The organism is Derxia lacustris, assembly GCF_002105195.1.
Lineage (GTDB): Bacteria > Pseudomonadota > Gammaproteobacteria > Burkholderiales > Burkholderiaceae_E > Derxia > Derxia lacustris.
Map to the genome: position 1 here is coordinate 413,230 of NZ_MUHU01000025.1, position 26,464 is coordinate 439,693.

The following is a 26,464-nucleotide window of genomic DNA, read 5'->3' on the forward strand; positions in this document are numbered from 1 at the left end:
AGGCTCCACCCACTCGCCTCCCATTCCGGTGCCGCCATGCGTTTCAAGCCCTCGATAAGCCAGCTTCTCGCTTCTGCACTCGGGCTGTTGTCGTTGCTGTTCGGCCTTGCCACCGTCTCCAGCCTGACGGCGCTGCGCGACAGCAACGACTCGCTCGATCGCGTCAACCGCGAAATCCGCGTGGTCCTCAACCTCGTCGATGCCATCAATCACACGCGTACCGCGCGGGTGTGGCTGGCGCAGGCGTCGGTGCTGCGCTCGTCCGGGCAAGGTCAGCGCGCCGAAGAGGCCATCGCCCTTGCCGCCGACAAGATGACCAAGTCGCAGGCGAGCGCGCAGGCCTATGCCGCGACAGCCACCGATCCGGCCGAACGTGCGCTGGCAGACGACTACATGGCGCGTTATCGCAAGTACGTCGATCTGGGCGTGACGCCGCTGTTCGACGCGATGCGCAACAACGATCTGTTCCTCTACATGACCACGCTCGAAGAGCACACCTCGGCGCTGGATCGCGAGTTCGAGCAGGCGCTCGATAGTTCGCTGGCCTATCGCGAGGCGCAGGCCAAGGAACTCAACGCCCAGGCGGAGCGCAATTTCCACCGCGGCATCTGGCAGCTGGTGGGCTTTGCGGCGGTGTTTGCGGCCCTGGTGCTGCTGCTGTGGGTGGGGGCGGGCCGGCAGGTGCTGGCGCCGTTGCGCCAGGTGTCGGCGCTGCTGGGCCGGATCGCCGACAACGACCTGTCGAGCGGGCCGCCCCGGGTCAGCGGGCGCGAGCCGCGCGAGGTCGAGGCGATGCTCACCAGTCTGTCGCGCATGCTCGCGAGCCTGCACGAGACCATTTCGACGATCCGCAATGTGGCGGGCGGCGTGTCGGTAGCCAGCTCGGAAATCTCGCAGGGCACGCTCGATCTTTCGACGCGGACCGAGCGCCAGGCCGCGAGCCTGGAAGAGACGTCGGCGACCATCCACGAGATGGTCGAGCGGGTTTCGGCGACGGCCGAGGCGACCGCCCGGGCCGACACGCTCTCGGCCGAGGCGACCAGCGTGGCCGGCGAGGGCGGCCGTCAGGTGGAGGCGGTGGTGGCCAGCATGCGTCAGATCCAGGAGGCCAGCCGGCGCATCAGCGACATCACCTCGGTCATCGACGGCATTTCGTTCCAGACCAACATCCTCGCGCTCAATGCGGCCGTCGAGGCGGCACGGGCCGGCGAGCACGGGCGCGGCTTTGCGGTGGTGGCGGCCGAGGTGCGCGCACTGGCGCATCGCAGCACGTCGGCGGCGAAGGAGATCAACTCGCTCATCAACGACACCACCGACACCATCGACCGTGGCGTGCAGCTGGTGAGCCGGACCGGCGGCACCATCAGCGGCATCGTCGAGCAGGTGGATCGCGTCGCGGCGCTGATCGGCGAGATTCGCGGCGCGGCGGCGGCGCAGTCGAGTGGCCTTGGGGGCGTGAATGCCTCGGTCGGCGAGATCGATCAGCTCACGCAGCAGAACGCCGCGCTGGTGGAGCAGAGCGCGGCGGCGACCGCCAGCCTGCGCGACCAGGCCCAGCATCTGCTCGGCACGGTCAACACCTTCAAGCTGGCCTGAGCGCCGCCGTCATTCACACCTCGCGGCCGTGCCGTTTGAGGTAGGCGCGCCAGTACATCTTTCCGTCCGGCGTGATGAAGCCCCACCACTGGCTTTTCTTCCCCATCACGAACAGCGACCACGCCTCGCCGCCGCTGGGCACCACCAGCCGGTGCGCGGTCGCTGCCGACCGGAACACAACCGCACCCGGCCCGCGCCAGAACACGCCGAGCGCCGCCGCCTGCCGCGCCAGCGCCGCGCCGGTCGCCGCATCGAGCGCGCCCAGCTGCTCGATCAGCACCGCCGCCTCCGGCCGCAGCACGCCGGTGCTGCCTTCGGCCGCGCTCGTCACTTCCCAGTAGCCGCCGCGCAGCACCCAGCTGACGTTCCACCACGGATGGTCGTGCAGCGCGCGGTCGTGGTCCGAGCGCAAGACGTGATGGATGCGCGCGCCGAACGGCGGCCAGGCGCGCTTGCGGTCGCAGCGCAGCAGCCAGCCGCGTTCCATGTAGTTGCCGATGTTGGGATAGGGCGAGCGGCGCGAACGGCGGATGAGCCAGTCGATGACGACGGCGGGGAGCTTCAACTGCATGGCGGCGGGCGGGAGTGGGCGGCGGCGCGATTCTGCCAGCCGCCCGCGCGCGCCCATCGGCGGCAGAACGCCGCGCTCAGTCCACCTTGGCGATGACCGCCACCGGCCCGCCGCCCGGCGGCCCCTGATGCTCGGCGCCGCCCGACACGTAGAGCGTGGTCTGCCCGACCACCGACGCGATCACCGCGCCGGCCGCCGCGCGCGCATGGCGGGTGGCGTCGAGGTCGGCGTCGGACAGCATGGTGTGGCGCGCGCCGCGCACATGGCCGGTCGGATCGGCTTCGGCCTTGGCCAGCACGTTGACCACGCGGCGCGCGGCGTCGGCCGGCGCGATGCCCAGGTCGGCGAGCGCGCCGCGCACCGCATCGGCATCGATCGGGTCGCGCATGGCCCGGTGCGCGATCGCGTAGGGGCTGGCCGAGGTGAGGCTCATGCCGAACACGATCACGCTCACATGCTTCTGCTCATTGCCGGCCGAGCAGGACGCGACCGACGAATACAGCGTGCGGTGCGCCAGCACGTCGCGCTCGCGCACCGCTTCCTCGGGCAGCTCGCCGAGCGCGATGGCCACGCCCAGCGCCGAGGCGCCGCGCGACCAGGCCATCGACTCGCGGGTTTCGAGCGTGACGGTCTTCTCGCCCAGGCTGCGCGCCGATTCGATGTCGGCCACGCGCAGCAGCGGGCATTTCACCTGCACGAAATGCACGTCGGCCGTGTCGTCGATGCCGGCGTCGGCGATGGCCGCGCGCACCGCCTCGGCCGTGACCTGGATCTGCGCCATCCGGCCGACTTCATGCGGCTGCAGCTCGCGCGTGCTGCCGATGCCGACCGCCAGCCGCTTGCCGGCGGGCGCGGTCTTGCTGGTCCAGCGCCGCGCAAACACCGTCATGTGCGGGCTCAGCACGCCTTCGGTGCCGCCCGACATGACGATGGCGATGCGCCGCGCGATGTCGGTCCGCGACGCATGCATCGCGTCGGCGAGCAGGGTGGCCACGGTTTCCACCGCGTACTCGCGGGTGAAGTCGTTGACCAGCCCGTTGCCTTCGGTCTTTCCCAGGATGGCTAGGATCTCGTCCGCGCGTACCGTTCCTCGCGCCAGAAGCTCCGCCAAGCCCGTCACATCGCCCGGCCCGCGCATGGGAATGCGCACGACTTCAATGCTTTGCATGTTCACCCCGGCGCGATCCGCATTGCCGCGCCGGCCTCTTGCCTGCCGCTCTTCCTGACGCAAACGCCCGCATGCCTGCCGTTCCTTTGCTTATCGTTGTGAATGTCGTCGTCTTCCTTGTACAGAAGCTGCGTGGCGACTTGATGCTTTACCTCTTCGCCCTGTGGCCGCTGGAAGCAGGATTCCTGCCGTGGCAGCTCGTGACCAGCGCATTCCTGCACGGTGGCGTCTCGCACATCGCTTTCAACATGCTGGGCCTGTGGATGTTCGGCCGCGAGATCGAGGAAGCGCTCGGCGCGGCGCGCTTCTGGGTGCTCTATCTGACGAGCGTTGTCGCCGCCGCGATCACGCAACTGATCTTTCTTGCGCTGACCGGCTCGCTGGTGCCGACGGTGGGCGCGTCGGGCGGGGTGTTCGGGCTGCTGCTGGCCTGGGCGGTGTTCTTTCCCGACCGCGAGGTGGTGCCGCTGTTTCCGCCCATTCCCATGCGCGCGCGCACCTTCGCGGCCGGTTATGCGGGCATCGAGCTGCTGCTCGGCGTGACCGGCACCAGCCAGGGCGTCGCGCATTTCGCGCATCTGGGCGGCATGCTGGGCGCATGGCTGCTGATCCTGCGCTGGCGCGCGCGGGCGCGGGCGGCGACGCGGCTGCGCCGCTGAAGCGGCCGCGCGGGCGGGCCGCGCCGGCCTTGCAGCCGCCTTGCGCGAGCGGGCCAGCGCAAGCGCCCGCCCGTGGCGCCGGCCTTGCACCGGCGCCCGCCGCGCTCAGATGTCGATCTGCGTGCCCAGCTCGACCACGCGGTTGATCGGGATCTTGAAGAAGTCGGTCGCGAGCGCCGCGTTCGACTGCATCCACGCAAACAGCTTTTCGCGCCACAGCGCCATGCCCGGCATGTTGGTCGGCACCACGGTCTGGCGTGACACGAAGTAGGACGTGTCCATCAGCTCGTAGCAGAAGCCCAGCCGGGCGGCGGCGGCATGCATGATTTCGTCGACATCCGGGTCTTCCTTGAAGCCGTAGCAGGCTTCCACCCGCGCGAAGCCCTCGGGCAGCTCGACCACCTGCACGCGCTCCTCGTCGACCGTGTGCGGCACGTCGAGGATGCGCACCGTCAGCAGCAGCACCCGCTCGTGCAGCACCTTGTTGTGCTTGAGGTTGTGCAGCAGCGCGGCCGGCACCGCGTCGCCGATGCTGGTCATGAACACCGCCGTGCCCTGCACGCGCGGCGGCGGCCCGGCGGCGATGGCGCCGACGAAGGCATCGACCGGAATGCTCAGCTCGCGCAGCCGCTCGAACAGGATTTGCCGGCCGCGCTCCCAGGTGGACAGCACCGTGAAGGCGATGGTGCCGATGACCAGCGGGAACCAGCCGCCGTCGCCGATCTTGAGCGCGTTGGCGGCAAAGAAGGCCAGATCGAGCACCAGGAACATCAGCACGATGCCGCGCGCATACAGCTTGCGCACGCCCCACACGCGGCGCAGCACCACATAGACCAGCACCGTGGTGATGACCATCGTCGTGACCACCGCGATGCCGTAGGCCGAGGCCAGCGCCGACGAGGTCTTGAACATGAGCACCAGCGCGATCACGCTCAGCAGCAGCATGCGATTGACCAGCGGCACGTAGATCTGGCCGATCTCGCGCTCATTGGTGTGCTGCACCCGCATGCGCGGCAGATAGCCGAGCTTGATCGCCTGGGCCGTCATCGAGAACGCGCCCGAGATCACCGCCTGCGACGCGATCACCGTGGCAAAGCCCGACAGCAGCACCAGCGGCAGCGTGGCCCACTCCGGCACCGACAGGAAGAACGGATTGCGGATCGCCTCGGGATGCTCGAGCACCAGCGCGCCCTGGCCGAAGTAGTTGATGAGCAGCGCCGGCATGACAAAGCCGAACCACGCGATGCGGATCGGCCGCGCGCCGAAATGGCCCATGTCGGCATACAGCGCCTCGGCGCCGGTCAGCACCAGGAACACCGAGCCCAGCACCGCGATCGACGCAAAGCCGTGTTCCTGGAAGAAGCCGATCGCGTACCACGGCGCGAACGCCGCCAGCACCGCCGGATGCTCGACGATGTTGACCACGCCGATCACCGCCAGCGCGCCGAACCACAGCACCATCGCCGGCCCGAAGAAGCGGCCGATCACCGCCGTGCCGTGCTTCTGGATCGCGAACAGGAACACGATGATGACCAGCGTGATCGGCAGCACCCAGCGCGTGAAGGCCGGCGTCACCACCTCCAGCCCTTCCACGGCTGACAGCACCGAGATCGCCGGCGTGATCATCCCGTCGCCATAGAACATGGCCGCGCCGAACAGCCCCAGCACCGACAGCCACCAGCGCGCGCGCGGATGCCCCTCGGTACCGCGCAGCGCCAGCGCCGCCAGCGCCAGCACGCCGCCCTCGCCGCGGTTGTCGGCGCGCATCACGAAGATCACGTACTTCACCGACACCACTAGCAGCACCGACCAGAACAGCAGACTCAGGATGCCGTAGACGTTGTTCACGGTCAGCGCAATGCCGTGCTCCGGATTCATGCATTCCTTGAAGGCATAGAGCGGGCTGGTGCCGATGTCGCCGTACACCACGCCGAGCGCCGCCAGCAGCAGCGGACCGAGCTTGCCGCCGTGGGCGGCCGGCTCATGCACCTCGACCGCGCGCGCGCAGGCCAGATCCTGCGACAACGTGGGCACGGGATTGCCGTCGGAGGCGGTGACGCAGGCGGTATCGGCTTGCGTGCCGCGTTCGGGAACGGACATGGATGAGTCTCCTGTTGTTGTCGCCGGCGAAGTGCGCCGCCGGAGGTCGGTCGACGATTGTGCTGCGCAGCAGCTACGGCTTCAGCGTCGGAAACAGGAATTGTCTGCCGCAGGGCAAGGACCGGCAGCCCGGCGTTGCGCGCGGCGCGAAGGCGCCGGCGGGCGACAAGCGGAAGTGGAAAGAAAGGCCGGCGCGGGGTGAGGGAGGGGTGCAGCGCCAGAACATGCCCGTGCTGTCAGGCCGTCGGCGCTTCCGCAATCGTTTCCGCCTGCCTCATTCGTTTCGAGCGCCAATGCCGCGCAATTCCAGCCGCATCCGGGCCTCGACCAGCGCCTTGTGCAATTTCCCGCGCAACACTTCCTGCGCCGGCAATTGCAGCCAATACTCGGCCACATGAATCCCGTCGGGTTCCAAGTCCATCAATTCCACGACCTCGGCATCCTTGTCGCTGCACAAGATGATGGCGATCGGTGCATTCTCGCCCGGCTGCCGTTCATGCTTGGCGAGCCATTTGAGATACAGCTCCACCTGGCCCTTGTGCTCGGGCTTGAATTCGCCCAGCTTCAATTCGATCAGAACCAGCCGGCGCAACCGGCGGTGAAAGAACAGCAGGTCGATGTAATAGTCATGCCCGCCCACCTGAATGCGCTTCTGCCGGCCCATGAAGGCAAAGTCGCTGCCCAGTTCAAGAATGAAGCGTTCCAGCTCGGCCAGAATGGCGCTTTCCAGGTCCTTTTCGGTAAAGCCGTCTTTCAGATCCAGAAAGTCCAGCAGATACGGGTCTTTCAGGAATAGCGCCGGGCTGGGGTCGTCGCCCTTGCCCAATTGGGCCAATTCCTGGCGGATGACTTCTTCTGGCTGTTTTGCAATCGCGGTGCGCTCGAACAGCAGGCTGTCCATCCGCTCGCGCAGCGTGCGCACCGACCAGCGCGAGCGCGCGCACAGCTCGGCGTAAAAGCCGCGCCGCGTCGGGTCGTCCACCTTCAGCAGCTCCACCAGATGCGACCAGCTCAACTGTGCCGACAGCGTCGTCACAATCTCCAGGCTGTCGAAGCACTGGTAGAGCTTGACCATGCGGAACAGGTTGCGGCGGCCGAAACCGGTGCCGAATTCCGGCACCAGCCGGTCGGCCAGCTTCTGCATGGTGGCGTCGCCATAGTCGGCTCGCGCCTCGGTCACGACGGTTTGCTTGATGGCCCGGCCGATGTGCCAGTAGCTCAGCACCAGCGCCTGGTTCACCTGCACCACCACGCGGGCGCGCGCCTGCTCCAGCAGCTCGCGGATGTCGCGGTACAGCGCGTCGATCGCCGCATCGGCTGGCGCCGCATCCGCGACGCGCTTGCGCAGCTTGTCGGCGGCCTTCGAGCGCTGGGTTTCGCGAGGTTCTTCCTGGCGGGCCTTGTCGGCCTTGGGGCGGGCCATGTGACGGCTTTCGTGGCTATCGATGCGGGCAGCCGGCGCATGCGGCGCCGAGCCGCCTGAAATCGTAACCGCCAGCTTTGGCGCGCTCGCTCAGCGCAGCCCGAGCGGCGCCAGCGCCGCGCGCAGCTCGTCGGCAATGGCCACCGGCTTGCGCGTGACCACGTCGATCAGAACCATCACGTTCTCGGCCGTGGCCACGCAGCGCTCACCGTCGAACACCGCCTGCGCCAGCGTGAGCGAGCTGCGCCCGAGCGCCGCGACCGCCGTGCCGATCTCGGCGGTGCCGGGCCAGTGCAGCTCGGCGCGGTAGTCGATGGCAAAGCGCGCCAGCACGAACACGCCCTGCGCCGGCCGCAGATCGGGACCGATCAGCTCGGTGAGGAAATGCGCCCGGCCGGTCTCGCAATAGGCCGCGATGGCCAGATTGTTGATGTGGCCGAGCTTGTCGGTATCGGAGAAGCGCAGCGTGTCGCGCGCCCAGTGCGCATAGCGCGCGCGGTCGGCCAGCTCGGCGGCAGCCATGACCTCAGCCCTTGGTGTTGACTAGGTTGAGGAACTCGGTGCGCAGCGCCAGATTGGTCTGCAATTCGCCGAGCAGTGCCGAGGTGACGGTCTCCTCGCCCGAGGCGCGGATGCCGCGGCTTTCCATGCACAGATGGCGGCAGCGGATGACCACGCCGACCGCGCGCGGTTGCAGATGCTCCATCAGCGCATTGGCGATCTGGATGGTGAGCCGCTCCTGCACCTGCAGCCGGCGCGCAAAGCATTCGACCAGCCGCGTCAGCTTGCTCAGCCCGACGATGTGGCCCTTGGGCGTGTAGCCGATGGATGCGGTACCGAAGAAGGGCGCAAGGTGATGCTCGCAATGGCTGTAGACCGGAATGTTCCGCACCACGATCAGCTCGTTGTATTCCTCGGCGCCGTCCTCGAACACCTTGAGCACGTCGGCCGGCTTCATGTCGTAGCCGGCGGTCCAGTCCTTCCAGGCCTTGGCTGCGCGATGCGGGGTTTCAAGCAGGCCCTGACGGTCAGGGTCTTCGCCGAGGCTGCGCAGAAAGCGCCGCCAATCCTGTTCGGAGAATTCTTCGTGGGACATCCCGCGCTCTTTCTTTGGATTACTTGTGTCAGACATATCGGGCGAGTCTAGACCGTCATTCCGGCCGCAAGGTTCGATGAACCGGCCGGTTGGCGGCGCTGCCGATTGAATTTGCCGATGACCCGGATTGGCTCCGGGCGCATGCGGCAGTGCACAAGAATCGCGCGGCCGGCATTGCACCGGCCGCGCCGGCCGCCACGCAGTTGCGCGGCAGCCGGGGCGCGCGTCAGTACTCGACCAGCAGGTCGCGTGCCGCCACCGTCTCGCCCGACTTCACATGGATGGCCTTGATCGTGCCGTCGCGGTCGGCGCGGATCTGGGTTTCCATCTTCATCGCCTCGATGGAGACGAGCGGATCGCCGGCCTTCACCGTCTGGCCGGGCTTGACCGCGACCATCACGATCATCCCGGGCATCGGCGCCGGCACATGCGCCGGATTGGCCGGATCGGCCTGCACATGGCGATTGGCCTTGGCCGCGCCGGCCTTGTCGACCTTGAGCACGCGCGCCTGACCGTTCAGCTCGAAGAAGATCTTCGTGCCCTCGTCATCCTCACCCTGGGCCGTGCCCTGCATGCGGATGACCAGCGTCTTGCCCGGATCGAGGTCGACCGAAATCTCGTCGCGCTCGGCCATGCCGTAGAAGAAGGTCGGGCTCGGCAGCACGCTCACGTCGCCGTACTGGCGCTGATGCTCGGCGAAGTCCTTGAAGACCTTCGGGTACATCAGATAGCTGGCGAGGTCGGTGTCGCTGACCAGGCGGCCGGCGGCCTTCTCGGCATCCTTGCGCGCGGCGGCCAGGTCCACGTCGGGCAGCGTGTCGCCCGGGCGATAGGCCGCCGGCGGCTCGGCCTTGAGCACCTTGCGCGAGATTTCGGCCGGAAAGCCGTCGGCCGGAAAGCCCAGCTCGCCCTTGAACAGCGAGATCACGCTGTCGGGGAAGGCGATCTCGCGGTTGGGGTCGAGCACCGAGCGCGAGTTGAGATCGTTGGCGACCATGAACAGCGCCATGTCGCCGACCACCTTGGAGGTGGGCGTGACCTTGACGATGTCGCCGAACAGCCGGTTGACGTCGGCATAGGCCTGCGACACCTCGGGCCAGCGCTGCTCCAGACCCATGCTGCGGGCCTGCTCGCGCAGGTTGGTGTACTGGCCGCCGGGCATCTCGTGCTTGTAGACATCGCTGGTGCCGGAGCGGATTTCGCTCTCGAACGGCGCGTAGATCTTGCGCACGCCTTCCCAGTAATGGCTGATGGCTTGCAGCGATTCGCGGTCGATGCTCAGGTCCTGGCACGGGTCCATCGGCGTGCCTTCGAGCGCGGTGACGATCGAGCCGAGATTGGGCTGCGAGGTCAGGCCGCTCATCGAGTCGAGCGCGCCGTCGACCGCGTCGGCGCCGGCCTCGATCGCCGCCAGCACCGAGGCGGCCGCCGCGCCGCTCGTGTCATGCGTGTGGAAGTGGATCGGCAGCCCGGTTTCTTCCTTGAGGATGCGCACCAGCTCCTTGATGGCGCGCGGCCGCGCGACGCCGGCCATGTCCTTGATGCCGAGGATGTGCACGCCGGCGGCCTGCAATTCCTTGGCGATGCGCACGTAGTACTGACGGTTGTACTTGCGCGTGCCGTCGAACAGGTCGCCGGTGTAGCAGACCGCGCCCTCGCAGAGCTTGCCGGTCTCCAGCACCGCGTCGATGGACACGCGCATGTTGCGCACCCAGTTCAGCGAGTCGAACACGCGGAACACGTCGATGCCTTCCTTCGCCGCCTGCTGCACGAAGTAGCGCACCACGTTGTCGGAATAGTTGGTGTAGCCGACCGCGTTCGAGCCGCGCAGCAGCATCTGGAACAGCACGTTCGGCACGGCGGCGCGCAGCTGGGTCAGGCGCTGCCACGGGTCTTCCTTGAGGAAGCGCATCGCCACGTCGAAGGTGGCGCCGCCCCAGCATTCGAGCGAGAACAGGCCCGGCAGCATCCGCGCGTAGTAGGGCGCGATGCGCAGCATGTCGATGGTGCGCATGCGGGTCGCGAACAGGCTCTGGTGCGCATCGCGCATCGTCGTGTCGGTCAGCAGCACGCGCGGCTCGTCGAGCATCCATTGCGCGAAGCCCTTGGCGCCGAGGTCTTCCAGCAGCTGGCGGGTGCCCGGTGCGGGCGGCATGGTCAGGTCGCTGCCGGGCAGGCCGCTGCGGTTGGGCAGCACGATGTGGGCATGCGACAGGTCGGGCTTGGCGCGGCCCTTCATGTCGGGCTGGCCGTTGACGATGACCTGGCCGATGTAGCCCAGCACCTTGGTCGCGCGGTCGCGCCGCTTCTTGAACTTGAACAGCTCGGGCGTGCTGTCGATGAAGCGCGTGATGACCGTGCCGGCGATGAAGTCGGGATGGTTGATGACGTTCTCGACGAATTGCAGATTCGTCGCCACGCCACGGATGCGGAACTCGCGCAGCGCGCGGTCCATGCGCGTGATGGCCTCGCGCACGCTCGGCGCCCAGGCCGTCACCTTCACCAGCAGCGAGTCGTAGTAGGGCGTGATGACCGCGCCCGGATAGGCCGTGCCGCCGTCGAGCCGCAGGCCGAAGCCGGCCGCGCTGCGATAGGCGGTGATGCGGCCGTAGTCGGGCGTGAAGCCGTTTTCCGGGTCTTCGGTCGTCACGCGGCATTGCAGCGCATGGCCGTTGAGGCGGATGTCTTCCTGCTTCGGCACCGGGCAGGGCGGGCGGCCCTCGACGCCGACGAGGTCGCCGATCATCGCGCCTTCGCTCACGCGGATCTGGCTCTGCACGATGTCGATGCCGGTGACTTCCTCGGTCACCGTGTGCTCGACCTGCACGCGCGGGTTCACCTCGATGAAATAGAACTCGTCGGTATCGGCGTCCATCAGGAACTCGACCGTGCCGGCGTGGGTGTAGCCGACCGCGCGGCCGAGCTTGAGCGCGGCATCGCAGAGCGCGGCGCGCTTTTCGGGCGACAGATAGGGCGCGGGCGCGCGCTCGACCACCTTCTGGTTGCGCCGCTGCACCGAGCAGTCGCGCTCGAACAGATGCACCAGGTTGCCGTGCTTGTCGCCGAGCAGCTGCACTTCGACGTGGCGCGCGCGGCGCACCAGCTTTTCCAGGTAGACCTCGTCGTTGCCGAAGGCGCCGGCAGCCTCGCGGCGCGCCACGGGCAGCTGCGCCTCCAGATCGGCTTCGTTCTCGATCACGCGCATGCCGCGACCGCCGCCGCCCCAGCTCGCCTTGAGCATCACCGGATAGCCGACGCCGAGCGCCGCCGCCTTCGCGCCCTCGATGTCGAGCGGCAGCGGATCGGTCGCGGGCATCACCGGCACGCCGGCGGCCACCGCCGCATTGCGCGCCGCGACCTTGTTGCCGAGCGTGGTCATCACCTCGGGCGTCGGGCCGATGAAGATCAGCCCGGCCTCGGCGCAGGCGCGCGCGAAGTCGGGGTTCTCGCTCAGAAAGCCGTAGCCGGGATGGATCGCATCGACCTTGGCCAGCTTGGCGATGCGGATGATGTCGTCGATGTCGAGATAGGCCGCGAGCGGCTTCTTGCCTTCGCCGACCAGATAGCTCTGGTCGGCCTTGAATCGATGCAGCGCGAAGCGGTCTTCGTGCGAGTAGATGGCGACCGTGCGAATGCCGAGTTCCGACGCCGCGCGCATGACGCGAATGGCGATTTCAGAGCGGTTGGCGACGAGGATCGACTGGATACGTCGCGTCTGGGGCGCGTTCAATGGGCGTCTCCGGTGGGGTGTTGCGGGGGTGCGCGGGCGAGTGCCCGAGGGCAGTGCGCAGCCGTATGGCTACGTGTTTTCCGAATGGTAATGCCCGGGTTATGGCCCACTGATGCCGCATCGCGGAATTGCACACCGTAATTCGGATTGCGGAAAGCCCGGTTGCACCACAAGCGGGCGGCGTGGTCCGATGCCGAGCGCCGCCGTCGCGGCCATCAGGGAGAACACCGCATGCAATACCGACGTCTGGGCCGTTCCGGCCTGCAAGTCAGCGAGCTGTCGTTCGGCTCGTGGGTCACTTACGCCAATCAGCTCGATACCGGCGCCGCGCTCGAATGCATGGCCGCCGCGCATGACGCGGGCGTGAACTTCTTCGACAACGCCGAGGTGTATTCGCACGGCGAAAGCGAGCGCGTGATGGGCGAGGCGCTGCGCCAGCTCGGCTGGGCGCGCGAGAGCTACATCGTGAGCACCAAGTTCTTCTGGGGCCTGCACGACGCGCCCAACCTGCGCAACACGCTCAACCGCAAATACCTGTTGCAGGCGATGGACCGCTCGCTGGAGCGCTTCGGGCTCGACTTCGTCGATCTGGTCTATGCGCACCGGCCCGATCCGCACACGCCCGTCGAGGAAACGGTTTGGGCCTTCCACGACATGATCGAGCGCGGCCAGGCGCTGTACTGGGGCACGAGCGAATGGAGCGCCGACGAGATCCGCGCCGCCTGGGACGTGGCCGAGCGCCATCACCTGCACAAGCCGGTGGTCGAGCAGCCGCAATACAACCTGTTCGCGCGCAAGCGGGTCGAGCAGGAATACGCCCGGCTGTATGAAGACATCGGCATCGGCCTGACGACCTGGAGCCCGCTGGCCTCGGGCCTGCTGACGGGCAAGTACCGCAACGGCGTGCCGGCCGGCTCGCGCGGCGCGCTGGCCGGCTACGACTGGCTCGCCGAGCTGCTCACCAATCCCGCGCGCAACGAGGCGGTCGGCAAGCTCGAAGCGCTGGCGCAGGAGCTGGGCTGCACGCTGGCGCAATTCGCCATCGCCTGGTGCCTCAAGAATCCGAACGTGAGCAGCGTCATCACCGGCGCGTCCCGCGCGGCCCAGGTGGTCGAGAACATGAAGGCGGTGGAAGTGGCGCCGCGCATCACGCCCGAGCTGGTCGCGCGGGTCGAGGCGATCGCGGGCGGGCTGGCCGACTGAGCCGGCGCCGGTACGTCCGCCGACCGACGTACCGGCGCCCGAAAACGCGTCGCCGGGGTCGCGGACGTTCGATTTCCGGAGCTGGGCATCAACCCTGATGCGCACCGGCGCGGCGGCGGATTCCGCTTCAAAAACAAGCGCTTGCAAGCGCGTTCACGGCGCTGGCAGCCCGTGGCACATGCATTGCCCCTGTCTTCCTGCGCCGCGCTGGCCCGGCAGTTCGCCCGGCCGTCGCGGCGTCATCCAGGAGACGGAGACACGCATGTCCATACAAAGTCAGAACCGCCCGCCCGCCGCGCAGGTCCAGGTCATGGGGATCGACGCCGGCGGCACCATGACCGATACCTTCTTCGTGCGCGCCGATGGCCGCTTCGTGGTCGGCAAGGCCCAGAGCAATCCCGAGGACGAATCGCTCGCCATCTTCAATTCGTCGGAGGACGCGCTCGCCCACTGGCAGCGCGGCGTCGACGAGGTCTATCCGGAGCTGGTCACCTGCGTGTACTCGGGCACCGCGATGCTCAATCGCGTGGTGCAGCGCAAGGGCCTGGACGTGGGCCTGATGGTCAACAAGGGCTTCGAGCATGTGCACTCGATGGGCCGCGCGATCCAGAGCTATCTGGGCTATGCGCTGGAGGAGCGCATCCACCTGAACACCCACCGCTACGACGAGCCGCTGGTGCCGCTGTCGCGCACGCGCGGCGTGACCGAGCGCACCGATGTGCAGGGCGAGATCGTGATTCCGCTGCGCGAGGCCGAGGTGCGCCAGGCCACGCGCGAGCTGGTCGCGGCAGGGTCGAAGGCCATCGTCATCTGCTTCCTGCAATCGCACAAGAACGGCACGAGCGAGCAGCGCGCCCGTGACGTGACGCTCGACGAGCTGAAGAAGCTCGGCGCCGACATTCCGGTGTTCGCCTCGGTCGACTACTACCCGCAGCGCAAGGAAAGTCACCGCATGAACACGACGGTGCTCGAAGCCTATGCGGCCGAGCCGTCGCGCCAGACGCTCAAGAAGGTGAGCGACCGGTTCGCCAGGCACGGCGCGAAGTTCGACCTGCGCGTGATGGCGACCCATGGCGGCACCATCAGCTGGAAGGCCAAGGAGCTGGCCCGCACCATCGTCTCGGGGCCGATCGGCGGCGTCATCGGCAGCAAGCTGCTCGGCGAGACGCTCGGCTACGACAACATCGCGTGCAGCGACATCGGCGGCACCAGCTTCGACATGGCGCTCATCACCAAGGGCAGCTTCGCGATCGCGTCCGACCCCGACATGGCGCGGCTGGTGCTGTCGCTGCCGCTGGTCACGATGGACTCGGTGGGCGCGGGCGCGGGCAGCTTCGTGCGGCTCGATCCCTACAGCGGCTCGCTCAAGCTCGGCCCCGACAGCGCCGGCTATCGCGTCGGCACTTGTTGGCCCGAAAGCGGGCTCGACACGGTGTCGGTGTCGGACTGCCATGTGGTGCTCGGCTACCTCAATCCCGACAACTTCCTCGGCGGCGCCATCAAGCTCGACGTGGAACGCGCGCGCCGGCACATCAAGGCGCAGATCGCCGATCCGCTCGGCCTGTCGGTGGAGGACGCGGCGGCCGGCGTGATCGAGCTGCTCGACCTGCAACTGCGCGAATACCTGCGCAGCAACGTCAGCGCCAAGGGCTACAACCCGACCGAGTTCGTCTGCTTCAGCTACGGCGGCGCCGGCCCGGTGCACACCTATGGCTATACCGAAGGGCTCGGCTTCAAGGACGTGATCGTGCCGGCCTGGGCGGCGGGCTTCTCGGCCTTCGGCTGCGCCTGCGCCGACTTCGAGTACCGCTACGACAAGAGCGTGGACCTGGCGCTGCCGCAGGACGCGGACGACGCCGCCAAGGTCAAGGCCGCCGAGACGATCCAGGCCGCCTGGTCGGCGCTCGCGGCCAAGGTGATCGAGGAGTTCCGCATCAACGGCTTCAAGCCCGAGGACGTGATCCTGCGGCCCGGCTACCGCATGCAGTACATGGGCCAGCTCAACGATCTGGAGATCAATTCGCCGATTGCCACGGCCGCCACCGCCGAGGACTGGGACGCCATCGTGACGGCCTTCGAGGACACCTACGGCCGCGTCTACGCGAGTTCGGCGCGCTCGCCGGAACTGGGCTTTTCGGTGACGGGCGCGATCATGCGCGGCACCGTGATCACGCAGAAACCCGTCCTGCCCGAGGACGAGGACGGCGGCGACATTCCGCCCGCCGCCGCGCGCACCGGCACCCGCAAGCTCTACCGCCACAAGCAATGGTTCGACGCGACGCTCTGGAAGATGGAGGCGCTCAAGCCCGGCAATCGCATCCTCGGCCCGGCCATCGTCGAGTCGGACGCGACCACCTTCGTCGTGCCCAAGGGGTTCGCCACGACCCTCGACAAGCACCGGCTGTTTCACCTCAAGGAAGTGAAGTAAGGAGCCCGCCATGAACATGCTTTCAGCCCAGGAAGTCGGCATCGCCGACCTGCTCAAGACCGGCCAGACGCTCAAGCAATTCCGCGACGGCGTGCTCGACCGGACCAAGAAGACCGGCCATTACAACGGCCTCGAAAAGCTCGAACTGCGCGAGCGCGACCCGATCGGCTACGAGAAGCTTTTCAGCAAGCTGCGCGGCGGTCTGGTGCACGCCCGCGAGACCGCCAAGAAGATCGCCGCCTCGCCCATCGTCGAGCAGGAAGGCGAGCTGTGCTTCACGCTCTACAACGCGGCCGGCGACTGCGTGCTCACGTCGACCGGCATCATCATCCACGTCGGCACGATGGGCGCGGCGATCAAGTACATGATCGAGAACGACTGGGAAACCAACCCCGGCATCAAGCCCGGCGACATGTTCACCAACAACGATTGCGCGATCGGCAACGTGCACCCCTGCGACATCGCGACCATCGTGCCGATCTTCGCGCACGGCAAGCTGATCGGCTGGGTCGGCGGCGTGACCCATGTGATCGACACCGGCGCGGTGACGCCCGGCTCGATGTCGACCGGCCAGGTGCAACGCTTCGGCGACGGCTACATGATTACCTGCCGCAAAACCGGCATCAACGACACACCTTTGCGCGACTGGCTGCATGAATCGCAGCGCTCGGTGCGCACGCCCAAGTACTGGATCCTCGACGAGCGCACCCGCATCGCCGGCTGCCACATGATCCGTGACCTGATCGAGGAGGTGATCGACGAGGTCGGCCTCGACGACTACGAGCGCTTCGCCTACGAGGTGATCGAGGAAGGCCGGCGCGGGCTCAACACGCGCATCAAGGCGATGACGATGCCGGGCATCTACCGCAAGGTGGCCTTCGTCGATGTGCCCTATGCGCATCCCGACGTGCAGACCTCGTCGGCGTTCGCCAAGCTCGACTCGATCATGCATTCGCCGGTCGAGATGGAGATCCGCGCCGACGCCACCTGGCGGCTCGATTTCGAGGGCGCGAGCCGCTGGGGCTGGCATTCGTACAACGCGCATCAGGTGGCGTTCACGAGCGGCATCTGGGTGATGATGACCCAGACCCTGGTGCCGACCCAGCGCATCAACGACGGCGCCTACTACGGCACCGAATTCCATCTGCCCAAGGGCGGCTGGATGAATCCCGACGACCGCCGCACCGGCCATGCCTATGCCTGGCACTTCCTGGTGTCGGCCTGGACCACGATGTGGCGCGGCCTCGGCCAGGCCTACTTCAGCCGCGGCTATCTCGAAGAGGTGAACGCCGGCAATGCCAACACCAGCAACTGGTTGCAGGGCGGCGGCATCAACCAGGACGGCGACATCCACGCGGTCAACAGCTTCGAGGCGTCGTCTTGCGGCACCGGTGCCAGCGCGATCAAGGACGGCCTCAACCATGCCGCCGCGATCTGGAATCCCGAAGGCGACATGGGCGACATCGAGATCTGGGAGATGGCCGAACCGCTGCTCTATCTGGGCCGCAACGTGAAGGCCAATTCGGGCGGCTACGGCAAGTACCGCGGCGGCTGCGGCTTCGAGACGCTGCGCATGGTCTGGAAGGCGCAGGACTGGACCATGTTCTTCATGGGCAACGGCTACATGAACAGCGACTGGGGAATGATGGGCGGCTATCCGCCCGCCACCGGCTATCGCTTCGAGGCGCACAAGACCGGCCTGCAGTACCGCATCGCCAACGGCGAGAGCCTGCCGCTCGGGGCCGACACCAATCCCGACTTCCCCGACTACGAGAACCATCTCAACGAAGGGGCGACGGTCAAGCGCGACCAGCAGTGCATGACGACCGAGGACTGCTACTCGAACTACGACCTCTACCTCAACTACCTGCGCGGCGGCCCGGGCTTCGGCGATCCGCTCGACCGCGAGATCGAGTCGATCCAGAAGGACCTGAACAACGGCTTCCTGCTGCCCGAGTTCGCGCAGAAGGTGCACGGCGCGGTGGCCACGAAGGACGGCAACGGCCAGTGGACCGTCGATGCGAAGCAGACCGCGCAGCAGCGGCTGCAAATCCGCAAGGAGCGGCTGGCGCGCTCGGTGCCGGTGGCCGACTGGATGAAGCAGGAGCGCGAACGCATCCTGCTCAAGGACGCGTCGCCGCAGGTGCAGCACATGTTCGCCACCAGCTTCGGGCTGTCGCAGAAGTTCGAGAACGGCTTCCGCAAGTTCTGGGATCTGCCCGCCAGCTGGACCCTGCGCGAGGAAGACCTCGGCGTGCCGTCCTACGGTTCGAAGTACCGCATGGACCTGTCGAAGATGCCCGATGTCCACACCGTCGTTCTCGTCGAGGAGTGAGCCCCATGACCACCTACACCACCGATCAGGTCCGCAATCTCGTCGACGGCAAGCTCGACTGGGACACCACGCTGCGCATGCTGTCGATGCCGAAGGACGCCGAGCGCTTCCAGCAGTACATCGAGGTGCTGCAGAAGAAGCTCGACTGGGACGACCGCGTCGTGCTGCCGCTCGGGCCGCACCTCTACATCGTGCAGCGCGCCGACACCAAGCAATGGCGCGTCAAATGCGACTGCGGCCACGAGTTCTGCGGCTGGCGCGAGAACTGGAAGCTGTTCGCCCATGTGTACGTGCGCGACAGCGACGAGGCGATGAGCGAGGTCTATCCCAGGCTGATGGGGCCGGACACGAAGTGGCAGGTCTACCGCGAGTACATCTGCCCGCAGTGCGCCACGCTGCATGACGTGGAAGCGCCCACGCCCTGGTACCCGGTGCTGCACGACTTCGAGCCCGACATCGACGCCTTCTACAAGGACTGGGTGAAGCTGCCGCTGCCCGAGCGCGTGGACTGAGCCCGAGGCGTTCGAAATCCGGACGCCCATCGAACGCCCGACCGGCCGATTTTCGGTCGGTCGGGCGTTCGCGTGCCTGCTGTGCACCCGCCGGACGCCGGCTGGCGCCGCTCTTGCACGCAGGCCCTCCCGCAGCGCGCTCCGCGAACTCCCGGCTTGTCGGCCGCGCGGGCGCAATGCACCCTCGCCTGCCCCGCGTCAGCGCGGACGACGGCGCGTACCGGCCCCGACCACGAAGGGCCGGACGCATGGAGACCATCAAGCGAAGGAGGCGCGAGCCATGTTCTCGAACCCCGACAACGACGCGCTCGTCATGACCGCGTGGGAATGCCTGCTGCGCGGCGATCTGCCCGCGGCGCCCGCGCCCCGGCCCATCGTCGGCGGCTCGTGGCGGCGCTGCCTCGACCTGAAGGTGGACCCGGGCCGTTGCGGCGGCCCCGAGCCGATCGCCGCCGGCCGGCTCGATGCGCTGCGGCAGTCGAATGCCGAACTGCTCGACATGGCCGCGCCGGTACTGGTCGATGCGCATGCGCTGCTGGCCGGCACCGACACCATGCTGGCGCTGGCCGATGTCAGCGGGACCATCCTCAAGCTCGAAGGCGACACCGGCACCATGGGCAGCGCCGAGTCGATCCATCTGCTGCCGGGCGTGACCTGGAGCGAGGTGATCTGCGGCACCAACGCCATCGGCACCGCGCTTGCGGTCGGCGAGCCGGTGCAGATCCATTCGGCCGAGCATTACTGCGAAGGCATCAAGCGCTGGACCTGCTCGGCGACCGTCATCCGCCATCCGCTCGATGGCGAAATCCTCGGCGTGGTCGATGTGTCGGGGCTGTCGGAGAGCTATAGCCGGCACAGCCTGGCGCTGGTGGTGACGACCGCCAACCGCATCGCCGGGCGCATCGCGGCGCGCGAGATGGAGCTGCGCTATCGCCTGCTCGACCGCGCGGTGCCGCTGCTGGCGGCGTCGCAGCGCGACGGCGTGATGGTGTTCGACCGGCGCGGCTATCCCATCAAGACCAATGCCGGCGCCCAGGCCCTGGCCGGCGGCGAGAACTGGTGGCGCGCCGGCGGCGGACGCATCGGCGCGCTGAGCTTTGCCGGCACGCCGGCGCCCGCCGGCGCGCTGCCCGACTGGATCGATCCGGACCGCGTGCAGCCGGTGCTGGAGGGCGGCGAGCGCATCGGCACGCTGGTCACGCTGCCGGCGCCGGGCGGCCAGCGCCGGCCGGTCGGTGCCGGACTGTCGTCATGGCTTGGCGAGGCGGCGGCGCTGTGTCGCGGCGATGCCCGCGACGGCGATGGGCGACGCGGCACTGGCACGACGCCCGCCCGGTCGGCCGGCGCGGCGCCCGACCCGTCCGACGCCAGCGCGCCCGCCGACGAAGCCACGCCGGCCGGCTTCGAGCACATCGTCGCGCGCGACCCGGCCATGCGCGAGGCGGTGGCGCGCGCCAGCCAGCTCGCCGCCGCGCGCGTGCCGGTGCTGCTGCTCGGCGAGACAGGCGTGGGCAAGGAGGAGTTCGCCCAGGGCATCCACCGCGCCAGCGCCGGGCGCGACGGCGCCTTCGTGGCGGTGAATTGCGGCGGCCTGTCGCGCGAGCTGCTGGCGAGCGAGCTGTTCGGCTATGCCGAGGGCGCGTTCACCGGCGCGCGGCGCGGCGGCATGGTCGGCAAGTTCGAGGCCGCGAACGGCGGCACGCTGTTCCTCGACGAACTCGGCGAGATGCCGCTCGACCTGCAACCGCATCTGCTGCGCGTGCTGGAGCGCGGCGAGATCCACCGGCTCGGCGAGAACCAGCCGCGCCGGGTGTCGTTCCGGCTGGTGGCCGCGACCCACCGCGATCTGCGCCGCGAGGTGGCCGAGGGCCGCTTCCGCATGGACCTGTTCTATCGCGTGGCCGTCACCAGCGTGCAGATTCCGCCGCTGCGCGCGCGGCATGCCGACCTGCATGCGCTGGTCGGGCACTTCCTGGCCCGCTTCGCGCGCGAGCACGGCAGTGGCGCCTGCCGGCTCGATCCGGCGGTGCTGGCGGCGCTGGCCGCGCACGACTGGCCCGGCAATGTGCGCGAGCTGCGCAACGTGGTCGAAGGATTGGTGCTGATGGCGCGCGGGCCGGTGATCGGCCCCGACGCGCTGCCGCCGGAATGGCGCGCCGCCGTCCTGGGTGGCGCCGACGACCGGGGCGGTGCCGCCACGGGCCCGCAGCGCGCCGGCACCGAGGAGCCCGCGCTCGCCGGCACCCGGCTCGACGCCGCCGAATGCGGCGCGATCCGCGACATGCTGGTCGCCACGCAGGGCAACCTCACCCAGGCCGCGCGCCGGCTCGGCATCGCCAAGAGCACGCTCTACGCCAAGCTGCACAAGTACGGGCTCGATGCCGGTCGGGCCACGGCGCGCGGCACCGGCACCGACGGCGCCATGCCCTGATCGCCGCGCTGGCGGTCCGCCCGGAAAACATCCTGCTTGTGACCTGCGCCGGCGCGCCGGAAAGTGCGCCATCCCCCTGTCACGAGCCAGCGATGTCCGATTCCGCGCCGCCCGATTCTCCCGCCGCCGACGCGCCCGATGCCAAGCTGGCCGGCGCGCTGCTCGAGACCGCCAACAGCGCCTCGCAGAGCGTGGCGGTGCTGCACTTCACCTTCATGGCGGTGTGCGCCTACCTGCTGCTGGTGGTCATCGGCACGACCGACATGCATCTGCTGCTCGGCCGCAGCGTGCCGCTGCCGGTGGTGAACCAGGAGGTGCCGATCGTCGCGTTCTACGCGCTGTCGCCCTATCTGCTCACGCTGCTGCACTTCAACCTGCTGCTTCAGTTCCAGCTGCTGTCGCGCAAGCTCTATGCGTTCGATGCGGCGGCCGGTCCGCGCGGCCACGATCCGGGCAGCCTGCGCGACCGGCTGCATGTCTTTCCCTACAGCTATCTGCTGGCCGGCGACATGACGCCGCTGGTGCGCAACCTCACCGCGCATGTGGTCGCCATCACGCTGATCGCGCTGCCGGTGGTCACGCTGTTCGCGATGCAGATCCGCTTCCTCGGCTATCAGTCGGCGGTGGTCACCACGGCGCAGCGGGTGGCGCTGTGGATCGACCTGATCCTGGTCATCGCCATGTGGCCGGTCATCATGGACAAGCGCGACCGCTGGCTGCACTGGTGGCATGAGCTGTTCGCGCAGCTGCGGCTCGGGCCGGTGGGCTGGACCGCGTATGCGCTGCTGCTGCTCGGGCTGATGCTGGTGCTGTTCGGCGGCGATTACGTCTGCGTGCGCGTGGGCGTGCTGACGATGTTTGCCGCGATGGCGCTGGCGCTGGTGCGGCCGCTCGGCGAGCGCGGCCCGCGGGCGCTGTGCGCGCGGCTGCTGCCCACGCTGCTGTGGGCGTTGAGCGCCGCCGTGCTGCTGCACTTCACGCCGCTGTTCGGCCATTGGGCCCAGTCGATGCCGACCCAGGTGTTCGCCATCGCGCTCGTCGTGCTGCTCGGTGCGCCGTGGATCTTCTTCTGGCGCAGCGGCCTGCCTTGCGGCGGCGTGGTACTGGCCGGTTTCTGCACGCTTCAGCTGCTGCTGCCGCAGGCCGTCACTACCGAAGGCGAGCTGATGGCGCGCTGGCCGGGCTGGCTGGCGGTGCATCTGGGCCATGCGCCGGTCGAGGCCGGCGACACGCCGGGCGCCAGCACCTCGCCGAGCTGCCCGGCGGCGCGCGCGGCCGAGGTCGAGGACCTGCTGCGCTACCGGCCGCCGCGCATCTTCGACCGCGCGGTGGCGCGCGCCGACTGGTGCCGGCGCGAAGGCTGGTCGGTGCTGTCCTGCGATGTGCTCGAAGGCATGCGCCGGCTCGATCTGCGCGAGCAGGCGCTGTTCGCCCAGCCGCTCGATCCGGCCACGCTGACCGAACTGCGCCGCGACAGCTGGACCACGCCGGCCGCCTGGGACAGCGCCCAGAGCCGGGTGCAGCGCGCCATCCTCAAGGGCCGGGCGCTGCGCCATGCGCGGCTGGAAGGCGCGCTGCTGGTGCGCGCCGACCTGCGCCAGGCCGATCTGACCGGCGCCTGCCTGACCGGCGCCTGGCTCGGCGGCGCCGATCTCGACGGCGCCAATCTGCGCGGCGCCACGCTGCTCGGCGCCCATCTGCGCGACATCGGCCTGGGCCGGCGCACCGACATCGAGGTCGGCGACGACGACGATGCGGCCGGCGCCGGACAGCCGGCGGACCGGCCGCCGGTCGAGCGCTTTGCCGCCGACGGCGACCGCAGCCCCTGCGCCGAGCCGTCCTTCGTGTCCGCCACCTCGCTGCGCTGCGCGGTGCTCGACTACGCCTCGATCGATCTGGTCGCGCTGGCGACCGCGCGCGACAACCTGCATGCCGGCACCAACTGCATGCGGGCCTGGTTCGCGCAGTCGCCGCAGCTGGCGCCCGACCCGGCCGCGCCCAGGCCGCCGGCCAGCCCCGAGCGCAAGCCGGCGCCGGCCGGCAGTGCTGCCGCTGCGGCGCCGGCCTTGCCGGCGGCCGCGGCGCTGACCTGCACCGCCACCCACTGAAGCGCGCCGGCCGAACGGCGCGCGCACCGCCTGTCGCATCGCCGCGATGCGACATGTCGCTTCACGGCGACGTCACACGGGCAGACGAGAGTGCGCCGTCTTCACACGGAGCTCTCTCATGAAAATTCGCCTGATGGCGGGGCTGATCGCCGGCGCGCTGGCGCTGGCCGGCTGCAACAACGACAGCAACAGCGACCCCGTTCCCAAGAACGTTCTCTTCTTCCTCGGCGACGGCTACGGCATCGTCCCGATGACCGCGGCGCGTATCTATGCGGTGGGCGAAGACGGCGAAATGACCATCGACACCCTGCCCGAGACGGCCTTCATCAAGACCTTCTCGAACGACGCGCAAGTCACCGACAGCGCCCCGTCGATGGCCGCCTACATGACCGGCGTGAAGGCCAACAACGACGTCATCGGCATGTCGAGCGACACCCGCGCCTTCGACGCCAGCGGCAACGGCTACTTCATCGGCGCCGATTCCACCTGCCCGACCAGCGGCAACGGCACGCCCGTGACCACGCTGCTCGAACTGGCCAAGGCCGCCGGCCGCGCCACCGCCGTGGTGACGACCACCAAGGTCACGCACGCCACGCCCGCCGCCACCTACGCCCACATCTGCCACCGCGACGGCGAGAACAACATCGCCGCGCAACTCGTGCCGGGCGGCAGCGGCTACAACAGCGCGCTCGGCGACGGCGTGGACGTGGTGCTCGGCGGCGGCTGGCAGCACTTTCTGCCCAAGGGCGATGCCAAGGGCTCGGTGCGCACCGACGCGCGCGACCTGACGGCCGAACTCAAGGCCAAGGGCTACACGGTGGTCAACGACCTGACGGCGCTGAATGCCGCGCCGACCGCCAGCGGCACCCGTCTCGTCGGCCTGTTCACCAAGGGCCACATGAATTTCGACCTCGACCGCGACGCCACCGTCGAGCCGAGCCTGGCCCAGATGACCACCAAGGCCATCGACATCGCCAGCAAGAACCAGAAGGGCTTCTTCCTGATGGTCGAAGGCGGCCGCATCGACCAGGCGCTGCACCCGACGCTCGCGCGCAAGGCGCTGCAGGACGCCAAGGCCTTCGACGAAGCCATCAAGACCGCCATCGACAAGATGAAGGTCATCGATCCCGATCTGAAGAACACGCTCATCGTCGTGACCGCCGACCACGATCACACGATGGTGATGAACGGCTATGCCACGCGCACCGGCAAGACCAGCGACAGCAATCCCGGGATCCTCGGCCTGATGAGGAGCTACACCGACCCGACCAAGCCGGCCGTCGACGCCGACAAGAAGCCCTTCACCACGCTGGTGTTCGGCAATGGCGAGAGCCGCGTGCAATCGTCGCGCGCCGCCATGACCGACCTGACCGACGCCGTCGTCTACGACAAGAACTATCACCAGGAAGCCGCGGTGCTCATGCCCGCCGGCGGCGAGACCCACGGCGGCGGCGACGTCTTCCTGGGCGCCACCGGTCTGGGAGCCGACGGGTTCCACGGCACGCTCGACAACACCGCAGTGTTTTCGATCATCCGCAAGGCCATCGGCCTGTGAACCCGCCACGCAACGGAGCCAAGACCATGAAGCAAAGCATCAACACGGCCGTCGCGCTGGCGCTCGCCGCCGCCTTCGGCGGCACGGCGCTGCCGGCCCACGCCGCCGGCGAAGCGAAGAACATCATCTTCTTCCTGGGCGATGGCATGGGCCCGGTGCCCAAGACTGCCGCGCGCATCTACAAGTACGGCGAAGCCGGCTCGCTGACGATGGACACGCTGCCCTACACGGCGCGCATCAAGACCTATTCGCTCGACGCCCAGACCACCGACAGCGCCCCGTCGATGGCGGCCTACATGACCGGCGTGAAGCAGCGCAACGAAGTGCTGAGCATGGACGGCAACACCGTCGCGCAAGCGCCGTCGAAGGACACCGCGACCAACGTGTCGGACGCGGTGAACAATTGCTCGACCAGCAACGGCGCCGCCGTGACCACGCTGCTCGAATACGCGATCGCCAAGGGCAAGGGCACGGGCGCCGTGACGACCGCGCGCCTGACCCACGCCACGCCGGCCGCCACCTATGCGCATGTGTGCCACCGCAACGCCGAGTACGAGATCGCGCGTCAGGCCGTGCCGGGCGGTGCCGGCTTCAACACCCGGCTGGGCAATGGCGTGGATGTGCTGATGGGCGGCATCAGCAGCTACTGGCGCCCGTATGACGCGACCGCCAAGCGCGGCCGTCCGGATGGCCGCGATCTGGTCGCCGAACTCAAGGCCAAGGGCTACAGCTACGCCAGCGACCTGACCACGTTCAATGCGCTGCCGACCGCTGCCGGCACCAAGGTGATCGCGCTGTTCGACCAGGCGCTGTCGCAAGGCCACATGAGCTACGAGGCCGACCGCGACCCGACCAAGGAACCGAGCCTGGCCGAGATGACCAGCAAGGCCATCGACATCTTGTCCAAGAACAGCAACGGCTATGTGCTGATGGTGGAAGGCGGCCGCATCGACCATGCGCTGCACGGCACCAACGCCTACCGCGCCGTCACCGACACGGTGGCCTTCGACGACGCCGTCAAGGCCGCGCTGGCCAAGGTCGATCTGACCAACACGCTGATCGTCGTCACCGCCGACCACGACCACACGATGGCCTTCAACGGCTACGGCAAGAAGGGCACGCCGATCCTTGGCCTGAACGTCAACTACGCCACCGGCGCCAACAGCCTCGACGCCAACCAGCTGCCCTACACCACGCTGGTGTTCGGCGGCGGAAACAACCGGCCCGATACCCGCACCGCGCTCGACAGCGCCACGGTGCAAGGCAAGGACTACCTCCAGGAAGTGGTCATCAAGCGCGGCGATGTCGGCTCGGAAACCCACGGCGGCGGCGATGTGCAGCTGTACGCCACGGGCGCCGCGTCCAAGACCTTCAAGGGCACGATCGACAACACCAAGGTGTTCACGCTGCTCAAGTCCGCCGGCGGGTTGTGACGCCAAGGCTGTGAAGCCCGCAGGACACCGCGCCTTCCCCCTGGGCGCGCTCGGCCGGTCCGCCCCTGGACCGGCCTTTTTTCCTTTTCAGCGGCGCTGCATCGCGGCGCCGACGG

The 26,464-nt window shown here is 68.5% G+C and carries 17 protein-coding genes; 10 read left to right on the forward strand and 7 right to left on the reverse strand.

Annotation, left to right across the window (positions count from 1 at the left end; genetic code table 11):
• The first annotated feature begins 36 nt into the window (after positions 1-36).
• Positions 37-1,596, forward strand: coding sequence for a methyl-accepting chemotaxis protein (locus B9P64_RS29110; RefSeq protein ID WP_085317350.1), 1,560 nt, complete (start codon positions 37-39; stop codon positions 1,594-1,596).
• 13 nt (positions 1,597-1,609) lie between these two features.
• Here the strand turns inward: B9P64_RS29110 and B9P64_RS17790 are convergent, their stop codons facing one another.
• Both B9P64_RS17790 and atzD read right to left on the reverse strand, forming a co-directional pair.
• Entirely contained in the window at positions 1,610-2,167 is a 558-nt protein-coding gene (locus B9P64_RS17790; RefSeq protein ID WP_085317352.1) for a hypothetical protein, read from the reverse strand.
• Between the two features lie 76 nt (positions 2,168-2,243).
• On the reverse strand, positions 2,244-3,335 hold the full coding sequence (gene atzD / locus B9P64_RS17795; protein WP_085317354.1) for a cyanuric acid amidohydrolase: 1,092 nt from the start codon (positions 3,333-3,335) through the stop codon (positions 2,244-2,246).
• Between the two features lie 71 nt (positions 3,336-3,406).
• On the opposite strand from atzD, the gene B9P64_RS17800 reads away from it, so the two are divergent.
• Complete coding sequence (locus tag B9P64_RS17800) at positions 3,407-3,994, forward strand: rhomboid family intramembrane serine protease (RefSeq protein ID WP_085317355.1); 588 nt, start codon at positions 3,407-3,409, stop codon at positions 3,992-3,994.
• A 105-nt stretch (positions 3,995-4,099) separates the two neighbouring features.
• On the opposite strand, the gene B9P64_RS17805 is transcribed toward B9P64_RS17800, so the two are convergent.
• From B9P64_RS17805 to B9P64_RS17825, 5 genes are all read right to left on the reverse strand, one after another.
• The gene (locus B9P64_RS17805) at positions 4,100-6,094 is read right to left on the reverse strand and encodes a potassium transporter Kup (protein ID WP_085317357.1); all 1,995 of its coding nucleotides are present in this window, start codon (positions 6,092-6,094) and stop codon (positions 4,100-4,102) included.
• Between the two features lie 274 nt (positions 6,095-6,368).
• A complete protein-coding gene (locus B9P64_RS17810) occupies positions 6,369-7,517 on the reverse strand; it encodes a PDDEXK nuclease domain-containing protein (protein WP_085317359.1) in 1,149 nt (382 codons plus the stop codon).
• Between the two features lie 90 nt (positions 7,518-7,607).
• Positions 7,608-8,039, reverse strand: a complete 432-nt coding sequence (locus B9P64_RS17815) for an acyl-CoA thioesterase (RefSeq protein WP_085317360.1) — start codon at positions 8,037-8,039, stop codon at positions 7,608-7,610.
• Between the two features lie 4 nt (positions 8,040-8,043).
• Positions 8,044-8,613 (reverse strand): GTP cyclohydrolase I FolE, encoded by a 570-nt coding sequence (gene folE / locus B9P64_RS17820; protein WP_085317362.1) that lies wholly within the window; start codon positions 8,611-8,613, stop codon positions 8,044-8,046.
• Between the two features lie 226 nt (positions 8,614-8,839).
• On the reverse strand, positions 8,840-12,343 hold the full coding sequence (locus tag B9P64_RS17825) for a pyruvate carboxylase (RefSeq protein ID WP_085317364.1): 3,504 nt from the start codon (positions 12,341-12,343) through the stop codon (positions 8,840-8,842).
• A 231-nt stretch (positions 12,344-12,574) separates the two neighbouring features.
• On the opposite strand from B9P64_RS17825, the gene B9P64_RS17830 reads away from it, so the two are divergent.
• The 8 genes from B9P64_RS17830 (at position 12,575) to B9P64_RS17865 (ending at position 26,348) form a co-directional block, all read left to right on the forward strand.
• Positions 12,575-13,546: a potassium channel beta subunit family protein gene (locus tag B9P64_RS17830; RefSeq protein WP_085317365.1), complete on the forward strand. Its 972-nt coding sequence runs from the start codon at positions 12,575-12,577 to the stop codon at positions 13,544-13,546.
• Positions 13,547-13,808: 262 nt separating this feature from the next.
• A complete protein-coding gene (locus B9P64_RS17835; protein ID WP_085317367.1) occupies positions 13,809-15,974 on the forward strand; it encodes a hydantoinase/oxoprolinase family protein in 2,166 nt (721 codons plus the stop codon).
• Between the two features lie 10 nt (positions 15,975-15,984).
• Positions 15,985-18,309, forward strand: a complete 2,325-nt coding sequence (locus tag B9P64_RS17840; RefSeq protein ID WP_085317369.1) for a hydantoinase B/oxoprolinase family protein — start codon at positions 15,985-15,987, stop codon at positions 18,307-18,309.
• A 5-nt stretch (positions 18,310-18,314) separates the two neighbouring features.
• The gene (locus tag B9P64_RS17845) at positions 18,315-18,821 is read left to right on the forward strand and encodes an acetone carboxylase subunit gamma (protein WP_085317371.1); all 507 of its coding nucleotides are present in this window, start codon (positions 18,315-18,317) and stop codon (positions 18,819-18,821) included.
• Between the two features lie 280 nt (positions 18,822-19,101).
• Positions 19,102-21,252, forward strand: a complete 2,151-nt coding sequence (locus B9P64_RS17850; RefSeq protein ID WP_139826368.1) for a sigma-54-dependent Fis family transcriptional regulator — start codon at positions 19,102-19,104, stop codon at positions 21,250-21,252.
• A gap of 92 nt (positions 21,253-21,344) precedes the next feature.
• Positions 21,345-23,360, forward strand: a complete 2,016-nt coding sequence (locus tag B9P64_RS27065) for a pentapeptide repeat-containing protein (protein WP_085317373.1) — start codon at positions 21,345-21,347, stop codon at positions 23,358-23,360.
• A gap of 118 nt (positions 23,361-23,478) precedes the next feature.
• Positions 23,479-24,915 carry an alkaline phosphatase gene (locus B9P64_RS17860; protein WP_085317375.1) on the forward strand — a complete coding sequence of 479 codons (1,437 nt, stop codon included), beginning with the start codon at positions 23,479-23,481 and terminating at the stop codon, positions 24,913-24,915.
• 26 nt (positions 24,916-24,941) lie between these two features.
• A complete protein-coding gene (locus B9P64_RS17865) occupies positions 24,942-26,348 on the forward strand; it encodes an alkaline phosphatase (protein ID WP_085317377.1) in 1,407 nt (468 codons plus the stop codon).
• The last annotated feature ends 116 nt before the right edge of the window (positions 26,349-26,464 follow it).

Bases quoted from the DNA above. Each gene is read 5' to 3' on its own strand.
- B9P64_RS29110 (WP_085317350.1), top strand. From the start codon at position 37: ATGCGTTTCAAGCCCTCGATAAGCCAGCTTCTCGCTTCTGCACTCGGG.
- B9P64_RS17790 (WP_085317352.1), bottom strand. From the start codon at position 2,167: ATGCAGTTGAAGCTCCCCGCCGTCGTCATCGACTGGCTCATCCGCCGT.
- atzD (WP_085317354.1), bottom strand. From the start codon at position 3,335: ATGCAAAGCATTGAAGTCGTGCGCATTCCCATGCGCGGGCCGGGCGAT.
- B9P64_RS17800 (WP_085317355.1), top strand. From the start codon at position 3,407: ATGCCTGCCGTTCCTTTGCTTATCGTTGTGAATGTCGTCGTCTTCCTT.
- B9P64_RS17805 (WP_085317357.1), bottom strand. From the start codon at position 6,094: ATGTCCGTTCCCGAACGCGGCACGCAAGCCGATACCGCCTGCGTCACC.
- B9P64_RS17810 (WP_085317359.1), bottom strand. From the start codon at position 7,517: ATGGCCCGCCCCAAGGCCGACAAGGCCCGCCAGGAAGAACCTCGCGAA.
- B9P64_RS17815 (WP_085317360.1), bottom strand. From the start codon at position 8,039: ATGGCTGCCGCCGAGCTGGCCGACCGCGCGCGCTATGCGCACTGGGCG.
- folE (WP_085317362.1), bottom strand. From the start codon at position 8,613: ATGTCCCACGAAGAATTCTCCGAACAGGATTGGCGGCGCTTTCTGCGC.
- B9P64_RS17830 (WP_085317365.1), top strand. From the start codon at position 12,575: ATGCAATACCGACGTCTGGGCCGTTCCGGCCTGCAAGTCAGCGAGCTG.
- B9P64_RS17835 (WP_085317367.1), top strand. From the start codon at position 13,809: ATGTCCATACAAAGTCAGAACCGCCCGCCCGCCGCGCAGGTCCAGGTC.
- B9P64_RS17840 (WP_085317369.1), top strand. From the start codon at position 15,985: ATGAACATGCTTTCAGCCCAGGAAGTCGGCATCGCCGACCTGCTCAAG.
- B9P64_RS17845 (WP_085317371.1), top strand. From the start codon at position 18,315: ATGACCACCTACACCACCGATCAGGTCCGCAATCTCGTCGACGGCAAG.
- B9P64_RS17850 (WP_139826368.1), top strand. From the start codon at position 19,102: ATGTTCTCGAACCCCGACAACGACGCGCTCGTCATGACCGCGTGGGAA.
- B9P64_RS27065 (WP_085317373.1), top strand. From the start codon at position 21,345: ATGTCCGATTCCGCGCCGCCCGATTCTCCCGCCGCCGACGCGCCCGAT.
- B9P64_RS17860 (WP_085317375.1), top strand. From the start codon at position 23,479: ATGAAAATTCGCCTGATGGCGGGGCTGATCGCCGGCGCGCTGGCGCTG.
- B9P64_RS17865 (WP_085317377.1), top strand. From the start codon at position 24,942: ATGAAGCAAAGCATCAACACGGCCGTCGCGCTGGCGCTCGCCGCCGCC.